The organism is Vibrio sp. SS-MA-C1-2 (genome assembly GCF_021513135.1).
Lineage (GTDB): Bacteria > Pseudomonadota > Gammaproteobacteria > Enterobacterales > Vibrionaceae.
In genome coordinates, this window is record NZ_CP090981.1 from 1,422,096 (window position 1) to 1,443,115 (window position 21,020).

A 21,020-nucleotide genomic window follows, 5' to 3' on the forward strand; every position below is an offset into this window, starting at 1 on the left:
TTCCGCGAACCCGTCATTTTTCGAGTATAATCTGGAAATATAAAAATTTGCAGATTAAATAATCAACACTTTGCTGGAGAAAAATATGTCCTCTAATGCACCGGTAATTACGGTAGATGGCCCGAGTGGCGCCGGGAAGGGAACCTTATGTATGTTATTAGCTGATAAGTTGGGGATGAAATTACTCGACTCTGGTGCTATTTATCGTGTGTTGTCGCTAGCTGCATTAAACCAGCAAGTTGACCTTGAAGATGAAGCTTCGCTGGTTCCAGTGGCTCAAAATCTCAATGTTGAGTTTGTGGCGGAAGGCGATTTAGTTAAAGTTATTTTAGAGGGTGAAGATGTTTCAAGGACGCTTCGTACCGAAAAAGTCGGTATGACGGCATCTAAGGTTGCAGCCTTTCCTTTAGTTCGATCTGCATTGCTTGAACGACAGCAAGCATTTGCTATGGAACCAGGCCTTGTTGCTGATGGTCGCGACATGGGAACGGTAGTCTTCCCTAACGCAACGGCGAAAATATTTCTCGATGCTAGTGCAGAAGAAAGAGCCGATAGACGCTTGAAGCAGTTGCAAGCGAAAGGCTTTGATGGTAAATTTGACGAACTTCTGAGTGAAATCCAAGAACGTGATTTTCGTGACCGCAATCGCGCGGTTGCTCCATTACGTCCTGCTGATGACGCTCTTGTGCTTGATTCTACATCACTTTCTATTGAAGAGGTGGTGAATCAGGCATATGAATATATTACTGAAAAGCTAGTTATACGTTAATTCTTTCGTATAACGGCGTTGGTCGCAAGGATTGCATTCCGACTTTTTTATCAACCCCATGCGGTAGGATACCCATGGTAGTTTAACTTATGAAGATTAATATGATTGAATCTTTTGCTCAACTCTTTGAAGAGTCGCTAAACGAAATTGAAACACGCCCAGGTGCTATTGTAAAAGGTACTGTTGTTGCTATCGAGAACGGTTTCGTTCTTGTTGACGCAGGCCTTAAATCTGAATCAGCTGTACCAGCAGAACAGTTCAAGAACGCTCAAGGCGAACTTGAAGTTGAAGTTGGTTCTGAAGTTGATGTAGCTCTTGATGCTGTTGAAGATGGTTTCGGTGAGACTCAACTTTCTCGTGAAAAAGCTAAGCGTCACGAAGCTTGGATTCTTCTTGAAAAAGCATACGAAGAAGCTGAAACAGTTACTGGTGTTATCAACGGTAAAGTTAAGGGTGGTTTCACCGTAGAACTTAACGGCATCCGTGCGTTCCTACCTGGTTCATTGGTAGATGTTCGCCCAGTACGTGATACTCTGCACCTTGAAGGTAAAGAGCTAGAGTTCAAAGTAATCAAGCTTGATCAGAAGCGCAACAACGTTGTTGTTTCTCGTCGTGCTGTTATCGAATCTGAAAACAGTGTTGAGCGTGACGAACTTCTTGCATCACTACAAGAAGGCATGGAAGTTAAAGGTATCGTTAAGAACCTTACTGACTACGGTGCATTCGTTGATCTTGGCGGTGTTGACGGTCTACTTCACATCACTGATATGGCTTGGAAACGCGTTAAGCACCCAAGTGAAATCGTTAATGTTGGTGACGAAATCAACGTTAAAGTTCTTAAGTTTGATCGCGAGCGCACTCGTGTATCTCTTGGTCTTAAGCAACTTGGTGAAGATCCATGGGTATCAATCGCTAAGCGTTACCCTGAAGGTGCAAGACTTTCTGGTCGCGTAACTAACCTAACTGATTACGGCTGCTTCGTAGAAATCGAAGAAGGCGTTGAAGGTCTAGTACACGTATCTGAAATGGATTGGACTAACAAGAACATTCACCCATCTAAAGTTGTTAACGTAGGTGATGAAGTTGAAGTTATGGTTCTTGAGATTGACGAAGAACGCCGTCGTATTTCTCTAGGCCTTAAGCAGTGTAAACTGAACCCTTGGCAGTCATTCGCAGAAACCCAAAACAAGGGTGATCGCGTAACTGGTAAGATCAAGTCTATCACTGATTTCGGTATCTTCATCGGTCTTGAAGGCGGTATTGACGGTCTTGTTCACCTATCTGACATTTCTTGGAATGCTACAGGTGAAGATGCTGTTCGCGAATTCAAGAAAGGCGACGAAATTTCAGCTGTTGTACTACAGGTTGATGCTGAGCGTGAGCGTATCTCACTTGGTGTTAAGCAGATGGAAGACGACCCGTTCAATAGCTACCTAGCTGACAACAAGAAAAATGCTCTTGTTAAAGGTAAGGTAACAGCAGTAGACGCTAAAGGCGCAACTGTTGAGCTAGGTGAAGGTGTTGAAGGTTACATCCGTACTTCTGAAGTATCACGTGACCGTGTTGAAGATGCAGCTCTTATCCTAAATGTTGGTGACGAAGTTGAAGCTAAGTACACTGGCGTTGATCGTAAGAACCGCGTAATCAACTTATCTATCCGTGCGAAAGATGAAGCTGAAGAGCAAGAAGCAATGGCTAGCCTGAACAAGAAAGATGAAAGTTCATTCGGCAACGCTATGGCTGACGCATTTAAAGCAGCAAAAAGCGAATAATTTGTGTTTAGGGGAAGAAAATTCCCCTAATGCGATTATACTGAATGTAACAGGCTAAATAAACGGAGGGTCTATGACCAAGTCAGAATTAATTGAACGACTATGTACTCAACAACCACATTTATCAACTAAGCAAATTGATGACGCTGTAAAAGAAATTCTTGAGCAGATGGCTTCAACCTTAGACGGTAATGAACGTATTGAGATCCGCGGTTTTGGTAGTTTCTCTCTACATTATCGAGCACCTCGTGTAGGTCGTAATCCTAAGACGGGTGAAAAAGTTGAGTTAGATGGTAAATACGTCCCTCACTTTAAGCCAGGTAAAGAATTACGCGAACGTGTAGACGTGTATAATCGCTAAACACTGTTAGAATAAAAACGACATGCAATTGCATGTCGTTTTTTTTTGCTTAAAAATCCCATTTTTAGTGGACTGAATTTGATATAGATAAGAGTTTTTGCTTTAAAAAAATATTTTGATGAAAAATCGTAGTGTGAAACTCGGATTTACTGCATAATCTTAGAGTTATTAAAAAAAGAGGAATTTATAGTGAAAATCTTAGGCATCATAATTTTAACTGCCATTTTTGTTATAGCCCTAGCTCTAGGTTCTCAAAATCAAGAGCTGGTGAATTTTAATTACCTGTTTGCTCAAGGTGACTTCCAATTATCGACTTTATTAGGTGGTGCATTTGGTAGTGGCTTCGTTCTTGGAGGCATTTTATGTGGCCTACTTTATCTCAAAGCAAGATATGATCGTCGTCGCTTAAGTAAAAAAGTATTAAAACAACAAAAAGAGATCGATACTTTACGTACTGAACCGGCGGTAAAAGGTTAACCGTTAAATGCTAGAGCTGTTATTTCTTCTGTTACCTATTGCTGCCGCATACGGTTGGTATATGGGTTACCGAAGTGCTCATCAGAAAAAAGAACAGCAGTCTAATCACATGTCTAGACAATATGTGGCAGGTTTAAACCTACTATTGTCTGATCAAGCTGATAAGGCTGTTGATCACTTTATCGATCTTCTTCAGGTCGATAGTGAAACTATTGATACTCACTTGGCACTTGGAAATCTTTTTCGAAGCCGAGGTGAGGTCGATCGTGCGATTAAACTTCATCAAAATCTAATAGCACGTACCAACCTCTCTATTGATGAAAAAAACCTAGCTTTAGAACAGTTAGCAAAAGACTACTTTGTTGCTGGATTTTTCGATCGAGCGGTCTCTATTCTCGATCAGCTTGTCGATGAGCCCGAACATCAAAAATCTTCTCTTCAACAACTTCTGACTATTTATCAACAAATGCGCGATTGGGACAAAGCTATTGAGGTAGCCAATAAGCTCATTAAATTAGGGCAAAGTGCTTTAAAAATGGATATCGCTCACTTTTATTGCGAGCTTGCCATTCAAAGCTTAGATGTCAATGATATCCCACAAGCGAAGCAGCGTTTAAAGAAAGCGATAAATAGCGATAAAGCGTGTGTGCGTGCTGCACTTATTTCTGCGCAATTAGCGATTGATAATCAAGATTTTAAATTAGCATTAAAATACTTAGAGCCGATTTTAGAGTTAAATAAAGAGTTTATTAGTGAAGCATTACCATTGATTGAGATCTGTTATGCCAAGATGGATAAAGAGTTGGCATATATTAAATTCCTGCAACGCTGTATTGATGGAAAAGCTGGAGCAACCGCTGAATTACAACTTGCAGAGATGATTGATCACACCCAAGGGGTTGGTGTTGCTCAGAGCTTTTTAACTAAGCAGTTAGTCAAAAACCCAACAATGAAAGGCTTCTATCATTTGATGGATTATCATTTGGAAGAGGCGGAAGATGGTCGAGCAAAAGAAAGCTTAACCACGTTACGAAAACTTGTTGGAGAGCAATTAAAAATCAAGCCACATTATCGGTGTGTTAAATGTGGATTTTCAACTCGCTCTCTTTATTGGCACTGCCCATCTTGTAAAGGCTGGGGAACAGTAAAGCCAATTCGAGGATTAGATGGCGAGTAAAGAATTTAAATTAAGCGCATAACATTTAGTTCTTAAAGTAAAGATACATTAAAAATAAAGACGTAAATTCAGTTGTTAAAGAAGGATGAATAAATTGAATAATTCTAAAATTATTGTTGCCTTAGATTATGATAACCAAAATGAGGCACTACAGTTTGTCGATAGCATTGATCCTAAAAGCTGCCGTTTAAAGGTAGGTAAGGAGATGTTTACTCTTTATGGGCCTGAATTTGTAAGACAATTACATCAACGTGGTTTTTCTGTTTTTCTTGATTTAAAATTCCACGATATTCCGAATACAACGGCAAAAGCGGTGGCGGCTGCTGCAGAGCTAGGTGTATGGATGGTCAATGTACATGCGAGTGGCGGAGAGCGGATGATGGTTGCAGCAAGAGAGGCGCTACAGCCTTATGGTGAACAACGCCCGCTATTAATTGCTGTAACGGTTTTAACCAGTATGGAGCAGTCAGACTTGCAAGGTCTTGGTATTCAAGTAACGCCTGCGCAGCAAGTTATGAATCTGGCGACATTAACTAAAAATAGTGGGTTAGATGGTGTGGTTTGTTCTGCCCATGAATCTTCACTATTAAAAGCGGAATTAGGCGCAGATTTCCAATTGATAACTCCGGGGATCCGTCCAGCAGGAAGTGATAGTGGTGATCAACGTCGAATTATGACACCGGTTGAAGCGGTTACTGCAGGTTCTGATTATTTAGTGATTGGACGCCCGATTACTCAATCAGAACAACCTAATAAAGTACTGGCAACAATCAACCAACAGCTCGCCGCACTTTAATCATCTTTAAAGTTTTAATAAGTAGAGTTGAGGAGGAGAGATTAGCTCCTAACTCTACTTGTTATTTCTTACTTATTATTCTCTACGCCCTATTCTTTATACCTCTCTAGATTTCGATTTTAGGCGTATACATATCTCGACGAATTTGCTTTTTATTATCTCTGGTTGGCGGAGAAAAATGACTTTGAATCAATTTCTGAGTGAGCTTATGTTGAGGGTTTGCAAAAATATCTCGTGTCTCTCCTTGTTCCACAACATGACCGTTTTGCATCACCAAAACTTTATCTGATATATGTTTTACTGAACCAAGGTGTTGAGATACATAGACATAAGCCAGCCCCATCTCTTCTTGCAGCTCTAACAGTAAGTTGAGTATCTGCGATCGAATTGACATATCTAAGCCATTAAATGCTTCATCAGCAACGATAATACAAGGTTGTAATATTAGAGCTCGAGCTAAATTTATACGTTGCTTTTGTCCTGTTGCCAGCATTTGAGGATAAAAGTAAGCATGCTCTTCCAATAATCCAACTCGCTTTAAGGTTGCCGCGATACGACGCTCTCTATCATGAGGTGACATATTGGTATTTCTTTTGAGTGGGCCTTCCAGTATTTGCCCAATACGTAGTCTTGGGTTTAGTGATGTATTGGGATCTTGAAAGATCATTCTGATCAGTTTGCAACGAGTACTATAATCCTTAGGATGAAGCCTCTCGCCATTTACTTTAATCGATCCTGAACTTGGATCAACCATGCCATTTAACATTTTTGCCAAGGTAGATTTACCTGAGCCATTTTCACCTATCAGCGCGATGGTCTCTCCTGCATTGAGAGAGAATGAGAGGGGCTTCACCGCTTGAATCACTCGACGATGGAAGAGACCCGATCGATAATGGTAGTCTTTGGCTAAGTTTTCAACTTCAAGTAATGCACTCATTTTTCAGCCTCCATATTGAGTGGAAAATGGCAACTATACTTGTGATTCTTATCTATCACGCGGTAAGGAACCTCAACACATTTTCGTTGTGCATAAGGGCAACGAGGTCCTAAGCGACAACCGATAGGTAAATGTTGCAAGGGAGGAATAGACCCCGGCAGTGTTGGTAACTTTGATTTATGGACAATCTCTGTTTCATTATCAAAATCAGGATTGGCCGCCAATAACGCAGCGGTATAAGGGTGGCGAGTATTATTGACTAACTGTTCTCTATTTCCCGACTCTACGGATTGGCCACAATACATCACGGTAATTCGATCTGCCCAGTGAGTCACGGCGGTTAAATCATGGCTGATCAACAATATTGCAGTATTATTAAGTTGATTCATATTACTTAATAAACGAAAAATCTGACTTTGAGTCAGCGCATCGAGGTCATTGGTTGGTTCATCAGCAATTAATAGGCGAGGACGGTTAGCGATTGCCATCGCGATACAGACTTTCTGACATTGTCCCTCAGTTAATTCATAAGGGTAGCTATTCATGATGCTCTTATGATCTTTTATCCCTACCTTATGGAGCAAAGTAATGGCTTGTCGACGCCGCCAGCGCCAACGTTGCCACCATTTTCCTTTAAATACAGAAATAGGAATTGATTCTTCTAACTGTTCAAGGATCTTCTCTGAAGGATCTAACGTTAATGAAGCTTCTTGGAAAATCATGGCCATTTCACGACCAACAACTTTACGACGTTCTCTGGCTGACAATTTTAATAGATCAATATTACCGATCTGCATGCGATCAGCTGTTACCTTCCAAGTATCTTTAGTAATACCAACAATCGCTTTGGCAACCAGACTTTTACCTGAACCTGATTCACCCACTAGGCCACGAATTTCCCCTTCAGCAAGGGTTAAACTTACTCGGTCGACCGCTTTGACTCGACCTTGTGGGGTATCAATTTCAATCGTTAAATGTTTAATATCTAATAATGGCATTAATCTGTTCCTGCATTAATTGCCTGACGAATCCCGTCACCGACTAAATTAATCACTAAAACTGTAAGCATAATACTAAAGCCCGGAAGCGTGACAGTCCAAGGTGCGTTGTAGACTAGTTCAATCGAATCTCCCAACATCGTTCCCCATTCAGGAGAGGGTGACTGTGCCCCTAATCCTAAAAATCCAAGGGCAGAAAAATCTAAAATGGCAATAGAAAAAGCGCGAGTTGCATTGGTTGCAATAGCGGGAAGAATATTCGGCAAAATTGAGTGGTAGAATATATAAAAACTACTCGCACCATCGAGTTTTGCCGCTACCGTGTAGTCTTTTTCTATCTCTTCATGAACGGCGGTATAGGTTGAACGAATAAATCGAGGGATTAAAGCTAACCAAATAGAGATTAATACGGTTGTTTGGCTTGCCCCCATAAACGCAACAAGAATAATCGCCAATAACAGTGACGGGATAAATAGAACAGTATCAAGTAAGTGATTTAAAATGCTTGATTTTACACCTTGAGTCATTCCTGCTGCAGCACCAATTAATATGCCAACCACTGCTGCTGCAAGTGTAATCAGGACCGTGTATCCAAAGGTAATTTGTGCACCATATAAAAGACGAGAGAGAATATCTCGCCCTAAATCATCAGTACCTAAAAAGTATTCAATATGACCATCGTTACTCCAAGATGGCGGCGTTAGTGGGGTAAGGTGTTGTTCAAAAGGTGAATAAGGAGCGAATAGTGGTGCAAAAATTGTTAAAGCAATAATCAAGAGCAAGCACCAAAAACCAAACATACTGAGTGAGTTTTTACGAAATAATAACCAAGAACGTTGACGTTGAGTTGGAATTCTATTTTCAGCATAGATATTATCGGATGGCATAAAATTCTTTCCTAAGCAATGGATTAACAATAGCGCCGACCAACTCAGAGATGATGCTTGCAACAAGAATAAATACTGCAACCGTTACAATTCCAGCTTGAATAGCGAGATAGTTTTGCTGGGCAACTGCATCTAATAGCCAACGACCAATTCCTGGTCGGTTAAATACAAATTCAGTGAGTGTTGCCAACGTTAGCATCGTTGATAATTGAATTCCGATCGAAGGAATTATTGGTGGAATTGCATTTTTTAACACATGGCGGAAGACGATGTTAAAACGCGATAAGCCTTTTGTTGCTGCAGCTTTAATGTAGTTTTGAGTCATGACCTCGGCCACTGAAGAGCGCATTTGGCCGATCACTTCAGTGGTTGGAGCAACGGCTAATACAATGGTAGGCAGAACAAGGTGCTCAATCACATTTTGTAATAATTCTTGTTTATGAGGAATATCGGACAATAAGATATCAATGATCGATATCCCTGTAATATGAGGGATATCATACAGTAAATTATAACGACCTGAGACAGGGAGCCACTCTAGATTGATTGAGAAAAAAAGGATTAAGATAATGGCTAACCAGAATATTGGAATCGAATAACCGACTAAAGAAATTGACGTAATGACTTTATCCAGCAAACTATTTCGAGACATGCCTGCAAGGGTACCAACAGGGATCCCGATTAGTAATGAAACACAGAAAGCGATAAATATCAGCTCTAATGTTGCTGGAAACAAAACGATGATATCACTGACAACAGGAACTCCATTAGGGTAACGACCAAAATTTCCTTGCAACACTTGTAGGAGATAGTTCCACCAACCAGAGACTGCCGATTGATAAAACCAAGGTGACTCGGTATCTAGTCTTAAAATACTAAATCCAACCACTGTGATTAATAGCAGTGTGGTAATAAATAAGATTAAACGCCTAATTGTATATATCAGCATATTACTCGAAACTCCGAGAAACCGTAACAAATGAGTTTGTACCTAATGGACTCATTGTTAACCCTTTGATTGAATTATTATAGGTGAGAAATTGTAATCCATGCGCAAGAGGGATGATAGGGATATCTTGTGAAATTATCTTTTCTGCTTGACGATAAAGATGATTTTTTTCTGTTGTTGAGGTTGTGGTAATCGCTTTATTCAACAATTGGTCAAATTTTGGTTGGCACCAATTGGCATAATTAAGGCTACTCTTTTTAGTCGGGCATGCTAAAAGTGGACGATAAAAATTTTCAGGTTCATTATTATCAGCAATCCAACCGCTTAATGTCATATCATGATCTTTATTCTTATGGCTTAAGCTTAATGTTGATAAATTAATACCTTTAATGGTGACATTAATACTTATTTTGGCTAGCTGTTGTTGGATTATTTCAGCTGCTTTTTTGGGTTGTGGATTATAAGGTCTAGAATCTATCGGGTACCAAAGAGTAAGGTTAATCGGTTTCTTAATATTTGCATCATCAATTAATTGTTTAGCATGAGCGATATTTGATCGGATATCAATGGATTGAATATTATCAATCGCGCGTTCTAATGGAAGCAATGAACTGGCCACCGAAGCGTGGCGATAAAAAACTGAATTAATGAGGGCTTGTTTATCAATCGCCAGCTGAATAGCCTCTCTAACTTGATGTTTTTTTAATATTGGGTGCTGAGTATTTAATGCTAAGTAGGCTGTGTTTAATCCTTGCGCAGAAACTAAAGTGATGTCTTCACTTTGATTAATGGTCGGTAAGTGGTTAGCCAGAGGGGAAGCCAAAGCATCACACTCATGACGGATCAATTTCGCTAATGATCCAGTCCCTCTGGCTGAAATATCGATAACGACTTGCTCAAGAGAAACCGATTGCTGCCAGTACCCCCAATGCCTTTTTAAGCGAATAAGGTAACCTTGTTGATAGTCATCTAACTTAAAAGGTCCTGTTCCGATCGGCTTATTATCAAGATCATTAGCACGCCCAGTTCGTAATATTTGTTGAGCATACTCTTGTGAATGGATAACGGCAAAATGAGTTGCAAGATTAGAGAGGAAGCTATTATTCGCCTCCTCTAATTGAAATTGAACATGATTTTCATCTAAAGCGGTAACGTTCTTGATCAGAGTGGTTAATCCGACACTTTCAAACCATGGGTAGCGACCACCTGAAATATTATGATAAGGGCTTTTATTATCAAGAATACGTTGAAATGAAAAAACGACATCGTCAGCATTAAAGTACCTGCTTGGTTTAAACCACGGTGTCGTATGAAAGGTGATATTTTGACGAAGTTGAAAAGTATAGGTTAAGCCATCGGAGGATACCTCCCAACTTTTTGCCAATGACGGCGTTGGCTGAAGTGTCACTGGATCGAAGTCGAGTAGACGATTATATAATTGAAGTGATAACGTATCGATAACAATCCCCCCATCGACTAACTGGGGATTAAAGGTGTTTGGGATACCTTGAGTGCAGTAAATAAATCCCCGTTCTTTGACATGTTGATTAGGCTCTGACTCTTTACAGCCTGTTAATAACAGTAAACTATAAACAGCAATAAAAAACCGGAAAATGGAAGTATGAATGAAAGTTGTTGCTCTATTTCTCGTTTTATTTTCCATTTTCCTACCTTGAGGTCTATTTAATTACTTATCTTTAACTATCACTATTACCATCGCCAACTAATTGATGTTTTCGTAATAATCCTCTTAATTGATGATAGCTCAATCCTAGCGATTCAGCGGCAATTCTTTGATTATAGCGAGCCTCATTTAATGCAAATTTGATTAACTCAATTTCTTGCTGTTGAATATGCTTTTTTAAATCAATAGGTAATTCCGGTTGCTGATAACTTAATGAATGGGGATAAGTGTGACTGGTTTTGATGCGAGTTGAATCGTCATTCATCACTGTCTTTTCTGGAGATAAATCGGGGCTATTGGTTTTAAGAATATCAGCGTTAAGGATATTTGTGCTAAGCGCGTTTGCTTGGGGAACTGGGTTCGAAGAGTTAAAAGGATTAATGGTAATGGTCTCAACCATCTGTTCTGGCTCATGACGAAAGAGAGAGCGCTCGACAACATTTTTTAATTCACGAACATTGCCTGACCAGTGATGAGATAAAAGTTGCTGTTTTGCCAGTAGGGTAAAGCCGGGAAAGTAATCTCGATCTAACTCTTGGCATAAATTAATCGCAAAGTGTTCAGCGAGTAATAAAATATCTTCTTTTCGTTCTCTTAATGGGGGGATATGAATTACTTCAAAAGCGAGGCGATCAAGTAGATCAGCACGAAACTTCCCCTTTTCAACCATTTCAGGAAGGTCTGCATTAGTCGCACAAATAAGACGAACATCAGCAAAGCAGGTTTGGTTCCCGCCTACACGTTCATACTCACCATATTCAATCACACGCAATAACTTCTCTTGTACGGCTAAAGGGGAGTTTGCCAGCTCATCCAGAAATAGAGAACCATGTTGAGCTCGTTCGAAACGCCCTTGGTGTCGACGTTTTGCTCCTGTAAATGATCCCGCTTCATGACCAAATAGTTCAGAATCTAAGACACCTTCACTCAATGCGGCACAGTTGATGGTAATTAATGCCTGATCCCAACGTTTTGATAAGTAGTGTAAACGCTTTGCTATGAGTTCTTTACCCGTACCGCGTTCACCAATAATCAGAATCGGGCGGTTGAGTTTAGCCAATCGGGATACATCATCTAAAATCGCTAAAAAGCTTTCAGACTCACCAAGTAAGTTATCTAATTTTGCCATAATCTTCTCTGTTAATGAAAACGATTTGAGTTTTTTCACGTATTATCGATTCAAATTACGCTGTTATTGTGAAGCTTTCAATCAGTTTAAATGGCATTAATGTTAATTTAACCAATAAATGGTTTTTTTTACCATAAATTGGTTTTATAGAGCATTTTTTTATTGGCTGAATTCATGTGAATCTATAAATTATTGATAACAAATGGTTTTAAAAGTTGGCATGTAATCTGCTATATAGTATTTGTAGTTACAGATTACAGATGATTATCTTTCATTCTCAAAATCTGAATCTTAAAATAATTAAAAATGATAAAAATAGTTAGGAGAATTATCATGGGCATCTTTTCACGTTTTACCGATATTATAAATGCAAACATCACCTCTCTACTTGATAAAGCTGAGAATCCTCAAAAAATGGTACGTTTGATAATCCAAGAAATGGAAGACACATTAGTTGAAGTTCGCTCTACGTCGGCAAAAGCATTAGCCGATCAAAAAGAACTGGTACGTCGAATAGATTATTACCAAAAGCAGATGTCAACTTGGCAGGACAAAGCATCACTTGCTATTCAAAAAGGACGTGAAGACCTGGCACGAGCAGCCTTGATTGAAAAGCAAAAAATGAGTGAAACATTAGAAACACTGGAACAAGAACATACATTATTAGCCGAGACTATTAATAAATTAACAACTGAAATTAATGAGCTTGAAGGTAAATTAGATGAAACTCGTGCCCGTCAACAGTCTCTAATTATACGACACAAAGCAGCAAGTAATCGTAAAGATGTCAGACGTCACCTAGATACCAATAAAACTGACGAAGCACTGGCGAAATTTGCCCAATATGAGCGTAGAATTGATGATTTAGAAGCAGAAGCTGATAGTTATAGCTTGGGTAAAGAGCAAAAATTAGAAGATCAATTTGCAGAATTAGAAGCTCAAGATGAGATCGAGAAAGAACTCGAGAAACTGAAAGCTAAAATGAAATCATCGACGGATAAATAAGGAGTTGTTATGTCAACGGGGATTATGATTGCACTACCATTAATGGTCTTTTTCATCTTTGTCGCCCCACTGTGGTTAGTGCTTTACTACCGTAGTCAAAATAAGATGGGAAAAGGATTAAATAACGAAGATTATGAAAAGTTGCAATCATTAACAGAAAAAGCAGAAATGATGCAGCAACGTGTTCAATCCTTAGAGAAGATTTTAGATGCTGAAGTGCCAGATTGGAGACGGAAATGAATCTATATCGCGACACAAAAAATGGCAAAATTAAAGGGGTTTGTGCAGGGATTGCTGCTAAATTGGGTATTGAAGTCTGGCTAGTCAGAATCTTAGCCATTAGTGCCCTTTTGCTAGGGGGAAGTTTTATTGTTATTTTGGCTTACATTGTTGCCAGTTTGATGTTAGATAAAATGCCCGAAGAGGAGTACTCTCAAACAGAGTATCAACGTCAACATACGGTGAAGAAAAAGCCATGGCAAAATGGTAATACACCACAGCAATCATTACAGCAAACAGAAAAAGTATTAAATGATGTTGAAGATTCAGTGCGCCAAATTGAGCGTTATGTAACGTCAACTTCATTCCAAGTTAATCGTGAGTTTAAGAACTTATAATATAATTAAACTAGACCTAATATTATTGGAGTTGTTAGTAGGTGAACGAGCGACGGCAACAACCTAGCAGCTTCAAGTATGAAGGGTATAGAAAGCTCAGCAAGATGCTGGGCTTTTACTATTGAGCATGTTTATTTTAGCGCAATTTAGGAATGACAATGAAAAGTATCACTAATGAGATAAATAATATCGTTAACCGAGGACTCGATAGACATATTCGATTAGCTGTGACAGGGCTATCTCGAGCAGGAAAGACAGCATTTATTACCTCAGTAGTTAATCAACTTCTTCATAGTAGTCGTCATTCACAATTGCCGCTTTTTGCTCCTACGAGAGATAAACGATTGATTGGGGCTAAACGTATTCCTCAAGTTGATCTCTGTACTCCTCGTTTTGATTATGATTCAGCAATGAATTCATTGAGAAAAGATCCACCTGAATGGCCAAAACCCACTCGTGATGTTAGTGAGATCCGACTTGCTCTTCGTTATAAAGCAAAATCAGGAGCACTGAAATATCTGCAAGATACTTCTACTTTGTATGTTGATATTGTCGATTATCCTGGAGAGTGGTTATTAGATCTTCCATTGTTAGATTTAGATTATCTCACTTGGTCTAAACAACAACAAAAGCTTCTTGCTGGTGGTCGAGGTCAATATGCTCAACCATGGTTAGAAGCTTGTAAAGATTTCGACCCTTTAGCGGCAGTCGATGAATCTAAACTTGCTGAACTATCTGCACTATTTACCCAATACCTTCATGACTGTAAAGATAAAGGCGAGTTTCATTGGGTTCAGCCGGGACGTTTTGTGCTTCCTGGAGAGTTAGAAGGGGCACCCGTATTGCAATTTTTCCCCTTTATTTGGCTTGAACAATACAGCGAAGATCAATTGGCTAAAGCGGATAAAGAGAGCATGTATGGGATCTTAAATAAACGTTATCGTCATTACCAAAAAAAGGTAGTGAAACAGTTCTATAATCAACACTTTTCTCAGTTTGATCGCCAGATTATTTTAGTCGATTGTCTTCAGCCTTTAAATAGTGGTGCTGAAGCCTTTAATGATATGAGACAAGCTTTAGAGCAACTCATGCAGAGCTTTAAATATGGCCGCAGTTCATTATTAAGCCGTCTATTTTCACCTAAAATTGATAAGTTGCTGTTTGCGGCGACTAAAGCTGACCATATTACTCCCGATCAACATAGTAATTTAGTCAGTTTATTACAACAGATGACTCAAGAAGCATGGAATACCGCCTCGTTTGAAGGGATCAAAATGGAGTGTCAAAGCATTGCCTCTATTGCAGCGACTCAAGCTGGATATGTTGATCAGCAAGGAAAACCGGTTCCCGCTATTCGAGGGACTAGTTTACAAGGTCTCCCATTAACGGTTTATCCTGGAGATGTGCCGAAACGACTACCTAGTCAGGCATTTTGGAATGCACAAGGATTTAAGTTTAATAGCTTTAGACCGCTGCCTTATCAACATGATGAGCCGTTACCTCATTACCGAATTGATAAAGTTTTACAGTTTTTATTAGGGGATAAATTAGTATGACCGAATTGAAAGAGCAACAGTTATTCGAGCAACAGCAGTTTAGCTCTCGCCCTAAAGAACCTGAAGAGTTAGCCGGTAACCAAATATTTAATGAGAAGCAACAATTTGAAGTTGAAGTACAAACAGAAAGCGAGAGTCAAGCTGAGGAAGAACTCGCTCAATTTTTAAGTCAACATAAGAAGCCTAGTCGTTGGAAAAAGTGGATCGGTTTTTCATTGGTTGCCGGTGTTGGGCTTTCAATTGCCGAATTGGTGAGCTATGTCTCTACGGCTATTCAAGAACAGAGCTGGTTATCTTTGGGTTGGGCTGGGATCTGTACTATTTTTGCCATGGCAGGTGCTGCGGCGATAGTTAAAGAGTTAATAGGACTCCGTCGATTAAAACAGCGTCAAAATGAACGAGATGAAGCCGAAAAATTATTAGAGAAAGATGGATTAGGTTCTGCTCAGGCTTTTTGCCGAAAGTTAGCTCAACAGGGAGGTGTTTCTCCAGAAAATGTAGGGTTTGACCGTTGGCAACATGCTGTAATAGATAGTCACACAGACCATGAAGTCATTACCCTTTATGATGATTTTGTTGTCAGTCAACAAGATAAATTGGCGCAAAAAATGATCACTAAATATGCCAATGAATCAGCGATGATGGTCGCCGTTAGCCCATTGGCAATCTTGGATATTTTATTGGTTGCATGGCGTAATTTTGTTTTAATTGAAAAGATCGCTCAGGTCTATGGCGTTGAACTCGGTTATTGGTCTCGTATTCGACTGTTCCGTTTAGTGATGGTTAATTTAGCTTTTGTTGGGGTCTCTGATCTGGTGGCTGATGTTGGTATGGATATGGTCTCAATGGATGTGGTTGGGCGGGTATCAACTCGTGTCGCACAAGGCGTCGGTGTGGGTCTATTGACCGCACGTTTAGGTTATAAAGCAATGGGACTGACTCGTCCTCTACCATGGCTCTCTGAGAATAAACCGAAGTTGAGTGATATTAGAAAGCAATTAATTGGACAGTTAGTACCTAAAAAGCGGCATGATGTAGAATAGATATCCCCTTCTTACTCGAAGTTGTTTGCTTGTTGGCTGCACTCATACACCTCAATCATATCGTTAATCTATATTCATGGTGCCTCATTCACTTGCAGCCGACTCGCCGCTCTAATTACTTTGGGTAGAGTAACAGTACTTTGTTACTAATAAATGCGTTAATTGCTTAATTTCAATGCAATTAAGTGAACAAGAGCCCATTATTTGTGGTTTAGCTCTCTTTCATCGATAAAAACAAAGAGAATGGCTTGACGATGATCTATCGCTATCGCACAATTTACTAAGGTGTCAATATTTGTTGACGGTTTACTCTAATGTGTAACATTGTGTTGTGGTGGTAATAAATGAAACTGGAAGTCTTTTGTACTCAACGTTTAGGCTTAGCTCAAGAGTTGCTCGAGCTTCTAGTCAAAAAACAGATCGATCTATTGGGAATGGAAGTCAATTCACAAGGTATTGTTTATATTCACTTCCCTGAAATTGATTTTGATCTCTTTAGTCATTTAATGTCAGCCATTCGTTTAATCCCAGGTGTTAATGATGTTAAGAAAGTCGTGTTTATGCCTTCTGAGCGTGATAAGGCCGGCGTTGAGCTACTTTTAAATACGTTTAATGAGCCTGTTTTCACTATTACACCGAGTGGCAAAATAGAGTTTGTTAATCTCGCTGCTTGTCAGGCCTTCACAGAGAGTCCACAACAGATTATCGGTAAAATGATCCAGCATTATATTCCTCAACCTCAGTTTGCCCGTTGGTTAGATTCTAAGTTAGTGAAGAGTGAGTCTTATGCGACAGAAGTTGCCGGGGAAGACTACTTATTAACAGCGCGACCACTATTTATCGATGAAGAGAGTCAGCACAAAGTTTTAGCGAATATTATCATCACTCTCAAGCCTGTAAACGCTCAAAAAGCAACGAGCCAATATATGATTAATCCAGATATTAATTTGGGCTTTGAACATTTTGTTGGTAACTCCAATCGACATTTTCAATTGATCAATCAAGCGAAAAAGCTAGCTTTATTTGATGCTCCTCTTTTAATTCAAGGTGAGACAGGAACCGGCAAAGAGATGTTGGCTCGATCTTGCCATCAACGTTCAGAGCGCAGAAGCTCGCCTTTTTTAGTCTTAAACTGTATATCAATGCCCGATTCTGCGGCAGAAAGTGAGATTTTTGGTTCCATTCAAGATGGTGTGGTACAGAAAGGCATTTTTGAACAAGCCGATGGTGGGACGGTGTTTCTTTATGAAGTGGGGGAGATGTCATCACACCTACAAGAGAAGTTACTTCGTTTTTTGCAAGATAGTACTTTCCGTCGTGTCGGTGAAGAACATGAAATTCATGTCAACGTCCGAGTGATCTGTTCAACTAAAAAGCAGTTAACTGAATTGGTTATGCAACAGAAATTTCGTGAAGATCTCTTTTATCGTTTAAATGTATTAACGTTAACAATTCCACCACTTCGAGAGCGTGCGAGTGATATTGAATCTCTGTTAAATCTCTTTATTAGTCAAATTAGCCTAGAGATGAAAATTAAACAACCAAGGTTGGATGCAGGGTTAGTTGATTTCCTTAGTCATTACTCTTGGCCAGGCAATGTTCGACAGTTAAAAAATGTTATTTACCGAGCATTAACGCAACTTACCGATGATGTCATGCGTGTTGAACATATTCAGTTACCGGATGTTGACACTATTAGTTCGACAACGTCAGATAATATTGATGGCTCTCTTGATGATATAATGAAAAGGCACGAAAGAAGTGTACTGAGTAATCTTTATAAAAATTACCCATCAACACGAAAGTTAGCAACACGGTTAGGTGTTTCTCATACTGCGATTGCCAATAAACTACGTGAGTATGGGATAAATAAGAAATAGATAAATGACGAGATATTTAAGGTCTTCAAAGTTTTAAATATCTGAACAGTGAGATCTGACATCCTTGTCATTGATCTTCCAGTATCTGTCTGCATTCAATCTTAATAGAAAATAATGATTAAGGTTCCAGCAAAGGTAAGTAAGACATTGGCGATGGCATAGGTTCCTGCATAACCTAAAGCAGGAATCGAGCTACGTGCATAGTGGTTGATCATATCCATCGCTGGAGCACAAGTTCGGGCACCTATCATGGCACCAAAGAGTAATGCGCGATTCATTTTTAAGATATAAGCACCAACCAAATAGGCAATTAATACAGGAACAATACTGATGAGTAAACTGCCAATTAAAACATCGACACCGATTAATGGTAAATAATCTAATAGCTTGGTTCCAGCACTTAAGCCAACCCCAACCATAAACACCATCAAACCAAAGTCTTTGAGCAGGTTTAATGCTCCTTGAGGGACATAGCCAAATGTCGGGTGGTTTGCTCGTAGAAATCCTAATGTAATCCCCGCGATTAATAGACTGGCAGCATTTCCTAACCCAACACTAAATTGACCAAAAGTAACGGTGACGGTTCCCATTAATAAGCCAAAAATGAAGAATGAACAGAAGGCAAGAAGATCAGCGATTTGACTATGAATAGTGATAAATCCCACTTTATCTGCTAGCGCTAATACGCGAGATTTTTCGCCACTGACTTGCAGGATATCTCCTTTATCTAACACGATATTATGATCAAGAGGCATTTCAATTTGGGCACGAATGACTCGATTTAAGAAACAACCATAATCAGACAAATTCAACTCAGAGAGACGTTTACCGGAAATATTATCATTTTTCACGACAATACTTTCATCAACAATACGGAGGTCGAGCAGATCGCGATCAAATACCTCTTTGCCATTCTTAAAGCTTGGGTCTAAGCGAGCATGGCTGTCAGGATAGCCAACTAAAGCGATTTCGTCGCCTTGTTGCAAAATGGCATCACCATCTGGGTGAGCTAAAATACCATTGCGTCGAATACGTTCAATATAACAGCCAGTTTGACGATAGATTCCGAGCTCTCTTAAATTTTTCCCATCCGTCCATTTTAAAAGATCTTCACCGACTCGATAAGCGCGAATAATTGGGAGATAAACCTTACGCTTGCTGGATGCATCAAGACCACGTTCTCTGGCGATCTGTTGAGCACTGTCTTCTAAACTCTCTTTTTGTAATTTTGGTAGTAAGCGAGCCATCATAATTAGACTGACCAAGCCGACCAAATAAGCCATCGCATAACCGACACTTAGATCATTAATGATAGAGGCGAGTTGTTGTTGTCCTGCTGAGTTTAATAACCCAGAGTTTAATGCATCTTTTGCACCGACTAATACAGGTGTCGCCGTTAATGCTCCTGCCATCATCCCTGTTGAGATACCAATGCCTAACTCTAAGTAGTGCGATAATCCTATTGTTAGAGCCACAGCAGAAAGAATGACGGTTAATGAGAGGATAAGATAATGCTTACCGTCACGGAAGAAAATACCAAAGAAGTTAGGGCCAGCTTCAATGCCAACACAGTAGATAAATAACATAAAGCCAATAGAGAGTGACTCGGCATCAAATTGAAAGCCCAGATTTCCCATTAACAGTGCGGCAATTAAAACACCAATTGAGCTTCCTAATTGAACACTTCCTAAACGGATCTTTCCGATAGAGAGCCCTAAAGTGAGAACAACAAAAAGTAGTAGGGTATTGTTTTGGTGTAGTAGTGCGCCAATATCAATATTCAAAGCAGTGGTCCAGAATGGTTAGAGTAAAATAAATAATAGGACAAATTTGCGAGTAGGGTATGCTTGATATCTTGATAAAGCCACTATTTTTTGTCAGTTTTCTGGTAAAAAACGTGATTAAAATAGAAGTGTTTTATTTAAGTGATTATTTTTCAAGAAGTGTTGCTGATTTGTAGAATAGTTGATGTGAAAAAATGGTAGAGAAATAAAAATGCTTATTTACCTACCATTTTGAGTTTAAATAACTATACCCTTCATACTTGAAGTCGCTAGGTTGTTGGCTACACTCGTTCACCCCAATCATATAGCACACCTATACTCATGGGGCCTCACTCACTTGCCGCCTACTAGCAACACCAATTATTTTAGGTATATACCCTTCATACTTGAAGTCGCTAGGTTGTTGGCTACACTCGTTCACCCCAATCATATAGCACACCTATACTCATGGGGCCTCACTCACTTGCCGCCTACTAGCAACACCAATTATTTTAGGTATATACCCTTCATACTTGAAGTCGCTAGGTTGTTGGCTACACTCGTTCACCCCAATCATATAGCACACCTATACTCATGGGGCCTCACTCACTTGCCGCCTACTAGCAACACCAATTATTTTAGGTATATACCCTTCATACTTGAAGTCGCTAGGTTGTTGGCTACACTCGTTCACCCCAATCATATAGCACACCTATACTCATGGGGCCTCACTCACTTGCCGCCTACTAGCAACACCAATTATTTTAGGTATATACCCTTCATACTTGAAGTCGCTAAGTTGTTGGCTGCACTCGTTCACCTCAATCATATAGTCCACCTATACTTATGGGGTCGTACTTGCTTACCACCGACTAACAACGTCAATGACTTTAGGCATATCGTAAGGTTAGGTTAATTCAACATTACGATTAAGTCATTAAGCTTATTGGAAAAGACCTAAGTTCTCTCTTGCATAAGCTTCAAATTCGGTATAACCGCCAACGTGATCTTGGTCAACAAAAATCTGTGGAACGGTTTCTACAGGTTTGCCAACTGTTTTCTCTAAATCTGCTTTAGAGATACCTTCTGCATGAATATCAACATAACGATAATTAAAATCTTCACGGCTCTGTTTTAAGTCTTCAGCTAGATCTTTTGCACGTACACAGTATGGGCAGCCTGGGCGGCCAAAAATAACGACAAACATTTTTTAATCTCCT

20 protein-coding genes are annotated in these 21,020 nt (G+C 39.6%); 12 read left to right on the forward strand and 8 right to left on the reverse strand.

All coding sequences use genetic code 11. From position 1 onward, the window contains the following. Nucleotides 1-85: 85 nt before the first annotated feature. The 6 genes from cmk (at nt 86) to pyrF (ending at nt 5,352) form a co-directional block, all read left to right on the forward strand. The gene (cmk, locus tag L0B53_RS11035; RefSeq protein WP_235062085.1) at nt 86-769 is read left to right on the forward strand and encodes a (d)CMP kinase; all 684 of its coding nucleotides are present in this window, start codon (nt 86-88) and stop codon (nt 767-769) included. 101 nt (nt 770-870) lie between these two features. Further along, a complete protein-coding gene (rpsA, locus tag L0B53_RS11040; protein WP_235062234.1) occupies nt 871-2,541 on the forward strand; it encodes a 30S ribosomal protein S1 in 1,671 nt (556 codons plus the stop codon). 73 nt (nt 2,542-2,614) lie between these two features. Continuing rightward, the gene (gene ihfB, locus L0B53_RS11045) at nt 2,615-2,902 is read left to right on the forward strand and encodes an integration host factor subunit beta (protein ID WP_235062086.1); all 288 of its coding nucleotides are present in this window, start codon (nt 2,615-2,617) and stop codon (nt 2,900-2,902) included. A 189-nt stretch (nt 2,903-3,091) separates the two neighbouring features. Then, entirely contained in the window at nt 3,092-3,379 is a 288-nt protein-coding gene (locus L0B53_RS11050) for a LapA family protein (RefSeq protein WP_235062087.1), read from the forward strand. Nucleotides 3,380-3,386: 7 nt separating this feature from the next. Further along, nucleotides 3,387-4,556, forward strand: coding sequence for a lipopolysaccharide assembly protein LapB (gene lapB, locus L0B53_RS11055; protein ID WP_235062088.1), 1,170 nt, complete (start codon nt 3,387-3,389; stop codon nt 4,554-4,556). A gap of 94 nt (nt 4,557-4,650) precedes the next feature. Then, nucleotides 4,651-5,352, forward strand: coding sequence for an orotidine-5'-phosphate decarboxylase (pyrF, locus tag L0B53_RS11060; RefSeq protein ID WP_235062089.1), 702 nt, complete (start codon nt 4,651-4,653; stop codon nt 5,350-5,352). 106 nt (nt 5,353-5,458) lie between these two features. On the opposite strand, the gene L0B53_RS11065 is transcribed toward pyrF, so the two are convergent. From L0B53_RS11065 to pspF, 6 genes are read right to left on the reverse strand one after another with little or no spacing between them, the layout of a single operon-like run. Next, a complete protein-coding gene (locus tag L0B53_RS11065) occupies nt 5,459-6,289 on the reverse strand; it encodes an ATP-binding cassette domain-containing protein (RefSeq protein ID WP_235062090.1) in 831 nt (276 codons plus the stop codon). Then, nucleotides 6,286-7,287 carry an oligopeptide/dipeptide ABC transporter ATP-binding protein gene (locus tag L0B53_RS11070; protein ID WP_235062091.1) on the reverse strand — a complete coding sequence of 334 codons (1,002 nt, stop codon included), beginning with the start codon at nt 7,285-7,287 and terminating at the stop codon, nt 6,286-6,288. The genes L0B53_RS11065 and L0B53_RS11070 overlap by 4 nt, the downstream gene beginning before the upstream one ends. After that, nucleotides 7,287-8,174 (reverse strand): putrescine export ABC transporter permease SapC, encoded by an 888-nt coding sequence (sapC, locus tag L0B53_RS11075; RefSeq protein ID WP_235062092.1) that lies wholly within the window; start codon nt 8,172-8,174, stop codon nt 7,287-7,289. The genes L0B53_RS11070 and sapC overlap by 1 nt, the downstream gene beginning before the upstream one ends. Continuing rightward, nucleotides 8,161-9,123, reverse strand: coding sequence for an ABC transporter permease subunit (locus tag L0B53_RS11080; protein WP_235062093.1), 963 nt, complete (start codon nt 9,121-9,123; stop codon nt 8,161-8,163). Before L0B53_RS11080 ends, sapC begins: the two co-directional genes overlap by 14 nt. 1 nt (nt 9,124) lies before the next feature. Continuing rightward, nucleotides 9,125-10,786 carry an ABC transporter substrate-binding protein SapA gene (sapA, locus tag L0B53_RS11085; RefSeq protein WP_235062094.1) on the reverse strand — a complete coding sequence of 554 codons (1,662 nt, stop codon included), beginning with the start codon at nt 10,784-10,786 and terminating at the stop codon, nt 9,125-9,127. Between the two features lie 34 nt (nt 10,787-10,820). Further along, nucleotides 10,821-11,936, reverse strand: coding sequence for a phage shock protein operon transcriptional activator (gene pspF, locus L0B53_RS11090; protein ID WP_235062095.1), 1,116 nt, complete (start codon nt 11,934-11,936; stop codon nt 10,821-10,823). Between the two features lie 333 nt (nt 11,937-12,269). Here pspF and pspA point away from each other — a divergent pair, with 333 nt between their 5' ends. From pspA to tyrR, 6 genes are all read left to right on the forward strand, one after another. After that, nucleotides 12,270-12,941: a phage shock protein PspA gene (gene pspA, locus L0B53_RS11095; protein ID WP_235062096.1), complete on the forward strand. Its 672-nt coding sequence runs from the start codon at nt 12,270-12,272 to the stop codon at nt 12,939-12,941. Between the two features lie 9 nt (nt 12,942-12,950). Continuing rightward, the gene (gene pspB / locus L0B53_RS11100) at nt 12,951-13,181 is read left to right on the forward strand and encodes an envelope stress response membrane protein PspB (RefSeq protein ID WP_235062097.1); all 231 of its coding nucleotides are present in this window, start codon (nt 12,951-12,953) and stop codon (nt 13,179-13,181) included. Next, nucleotides 13,178-13,558: an envelope stress response membrane protein PspC gene (gene pspC / locus L0B53_RS11105; protein ID WP_235062098.1), complete on the forward strand. Its 381-nt coding sequence runs from the start codon at nt 13,178-13,180 to the stop codon at nt 13,556-13,558. Before pspB ends, pspC begins: the two co-directional genes overlap by 4 nt. Nucleotides 13,559-13,716: 158 nt before the next feature. After that, nucleotides 13,717-15,114: a YcjX family protein gene (locus L0B53_RS11110; protein WP_235062099.1), complete on the forward strand. Its 1,398-nt coding sequence runs from the start codon at nt 13,717-13,719 to the stop codon at nt 15,112-15,114. Then, nucleotides 15,111-16,157 (forward strand): YcjF family protein, encoded by a 1,047-nt coding sequence (locus tag L0B53_RS11115; RefSeq protein WP_235062100.1) that lies wholly within the window; start codon nt 15,111-15,113, stop codon nt 16,155-16,157. Before L0B53_RS11110 ends, L0B53_RS11115 begins: the two co-directional genes overlap by 4 nt. A 344-nt stretch (nt 16,158-16,501) precedes the next feature. Then, complete coding sequence (gene tyrR / locus L0B53_RS11120; RefSeq protein ID WP_235062101.1) at nt 16,502-18,037, forward strand: transcriptional regulator TyrR; 1,536 nt, start codon at nt 16,502-16,504, stop codon at nt 18,035-18,037. A 101-nt stretch (nt 18,038-18,138) separates the two neighbouring features. Here tyrR and L0B53_RS11125 read toward each other — a convergent pair whose 3' ends face one another. Both L0B53_RS11125 and L0B53_RS11130 read right to left on the reverse strand, forming a co-directional pair. Next, nucleotides 18,139-19,821 carry an aspartate:alanine antiporter gene (locus L0B53_RS11125; protein ID WP_235062102.1) on the reverse strand — a complete coding sequence of 561 codons (1,683 nt, stop codon included), beginning with the start codon at nt 19,819-19,821 and terminating at the stop codon, nt 18,139-18,141. 922 nt (nt 19,822-20,743) lie between these two features. Next, nucleotides 20,744-21,007 carry a GrxA family glutaredoxin gene (locus tag L0B53_RS11130; RefSeq protein WP_235062103.1) on the reverse strand — a complete coding sequence of 88 codons (264 nt, stop codon included), beginning with the start codon at nt 21,005-21,007 and terminating at the stop codon, nt 20,744-20,746. Nucleotides 21,008-21,020 lie beyond the last annotated feature (13 nt).

Bases quoted from the DNA above. Each gene is read 5' to 3' on its own strand.
- sapC (WP_235062092.1), bottom strand. From the start codon at position 8,174: ATGCCATCCGATAATATCTATGCTGAAAATAGAATTCCAACTCAACGT.
- L0B53_RS11115 (WP_235062100.1), top strand. From the start codon at position 15,111: ATGACCGAATTGAAAGAGCAACAGTTATTCGAGCAACAGCAGTTTAGC.
- L0B53_RS11130 (WP_235062103.1), bottom strand. From the start codon at position 21,007: ATGTTTGTCGTTATTTTTGGCCGCCCAGGCTGCCCATACTGTGTACGT.
- L0B53_RS11070 (WP_235062091.1), bottom strand. From the start codon at position 7,287: ATGCCATTATTAGATATTAAACATTTAACGATTGAAATTGATACCCCA.
- pspB (WP_235062097.1), top strand. From the start codon at position 12,951: ATGTCAACGGGGATTATGATTGCACTACCATTAATGGTCTTTTTCATC.
- L0B53_RS11065 (WP_235062090.1), bottom strand. From the start codon at position 6,289: ATGAGTGCATTACTTGAAGTTGAAAACTTAGCCAAAGACTACCATTAT.
- pspA (WP_235062096.1), top strand. From the start codon at position 12,270: ATGGGCATCTTTTCACGTTTTACCGATATTATAAATGCAAACATCACC.
- rpsA (WP_235062234.1), top strand. From the start codon at position 871: ATGATTGAATCTTTTGCTCAACTCTTTGAAGAGTCGCTAAACGAAATT.
- ihfB (WP_235062086.1), top strand. From the start codon at position 2,615: ATGACCAAGTCAGAATTAATTGAACGACTATGTACTCAACAACCACAT.
- cmk (WP_235062085.1), top strand. From the start codon at position 86: ATGTCCTCTAATGCACCGGTAATTACGGTAGATGGCCCGAGTGGCGCC.
- lapB (WP_235062088.1), top strand. From the start codon at position 3,387: ATGCTAGAGCTGTTATTTCTTCTGTTACCTATTGCTGCCGCATACGGT.
- L0B53_RS11110 (WP_235062099.1), top strand. From the start codon at position 13,717: ATGAAAAGTATCACTAATGAGATAAATAATATCGTTAACCGAGGACTC.
- pspF (WP_235062095.1), bottom strand. From the start codon at position 11,936: ATGGCAAAATTAGATAACTTACTTGGTGAGTCTGAAAGCTTTTTAGCG.
- tyrR (WP_235062101.1), top strand. From the start codon at position 16,502: ATGAAACTGGAAGTCTTTTGTACTCAACGTTTAGGCTTAGCTCAAGAG.
- sapA (WP_235062094.1), bottom strand. From the start codon at position 10,786: ATGGAAAATAAAACGAGAAATAGAGCAACAACTTTCATTCATACTTCC.
- L0B53_RS11080 (WP_235062093.1), bottom strand. From the start codon at position 9,123: ATGCTGATATATACAATTAGGCGTTTAATCTTATTTATTACCACACTG.
- pspC (WP_235062098.1), top strand. From the start codon at position 13,178: ATGAATCTATATCGCGACACAAAAAATGGCAAAATTAAAGGGGTTTGT.